Genomic DNA, 1,234 nt, shown 5'->3' on the forward strand with positions numbered 1-1,234 from the left:
ATTTTATCTATAACTATATTTATTCTTTTAAATAAAAATAAACCATAATGTTAGTTTTATAATTTATTGTATAATAATATTATAATTTAAATATATATGAAATATTAAGTATAAATCTTACTATTTTATAATATTGAATATTCTTACGACTTAATAAATTATTAGAAAATAGCGCTGTTTATAAAAAATAAGGAAAAGAGAATAAAAAGGTATTGTTTTTATAGACCATCTTAAGATTGGTAGCATCTTATGGCGCTGAAAAAATTCATTTCCATTATACTGATTTTGATCGTTTTTTCATTGTTCTGTCTTCTTTCTGTAAGATGAGCGTGGTATGAGGGGGGGCTTGTTCAAAATTGGTGCAGAAAAGAGTCAATGAGGCCTATAGATGGTGTAATAAGATCGTTGATTGAAAGAATAGGGATTTATAAACATAGGCAAGGGTGCAAAGAAAGAGCTTTTTATTATGATCTTTTTAAATATTGTTATTTGTCTATTATCTAAAAATGCACTTTTCTTAGCTTTATAGATAAATTCGCTAATAAAATATATGCTGCGGAATTCGTGTGAAAAGGCGGAAAAGCTTATTTTAAAGTGGAAAAACGCAATTCATACAGCGTTTCATGTTGAAAGCTTTGAAATGAATGATGCTTTGGCCAATAAAATTGTACCTTTATTAAAGGTCTCTGCTTTCGTTATTTAGGGCTTTTGACATATTCTAGATAAAAATACCTTACATTTTTTCTTGATAAAAAGGGTAGGGGATAGAGTGAAGGACTGTGGGAGTTGTATTATAAAGAAGGTATAGGGTTTATTAAAGGGGTGTTCAGGATTGATAAAGTGAAAAGGCAGCATATTGCTGCCTTTTTATCACATTGAATAGGCTATTTTTACAGTTTTGCTTTAAAATTGATAGCGTACTCCACCTGAAAAACTTGCTCCACTTATCCCCGTTTTTTGTAGTTTTTGTTGATAGCTGACATCTCCATGAAGGGAGAGCTTAGCAGACAATTGTGCATTGATGCCAACGCCACCTTCAAGGAAAGAACCCATAGGGTCACGTTTATAATCTTTATCAATATGGAGCGCCTGATCATCACCAAAGGTTTTGATCAAGTTTACTTTTCCATAAAAAGACATAGGACGGCTGTTTTCACTGGCAACGGTTTTCGTTAAACGTCCACCAACACGGATCAACCATTGAGAAGGATTTTGCATGTCAATGGTCAGATTA

At 31.8% G+C, this 1,234-nt stretch carries 2 protein-coding genes; one reads left to right on the plus strand and one right to left on the minus strand.

From position 1 onward, the window contains the following. Positions 1–550: 550 nt before the first annotated feature. Positions 551–703 carry a hypothetical protein gene (locus CER18_RS10340; protein ID WP_210199642.1) on the plus strand — a complete coding sequence of 51 codons (153 nt, stop codon included), beginning with the start codon at positions 551–553 and terminating at the stop codon, positions 701–703. Positions 704–903: 200 nt separating this feature from the next. Here the strand turns inward: CER18_RS10340 and CER18_RS09700 are convergent. Then, positions 904–1,234, minus strand: a 331-nt coding sequence (locus CER18_RS09700) for an autotransporter outer membrane beta-barrel domain-containing protein (protein WP_143242728.1), incomplete at its 5' end; no start/stop codon positions are given.

It is taken from the genome of Bartonella tribocorum, assembly GCF_002777915.1.
GTDB classification, from domain to species: Bacteria; Pseudomonadota; Alphaproteobacteria; order Rhizobiales; family Rhizobiaceae; genus Bartonella; species Bartonella tribocorum_A.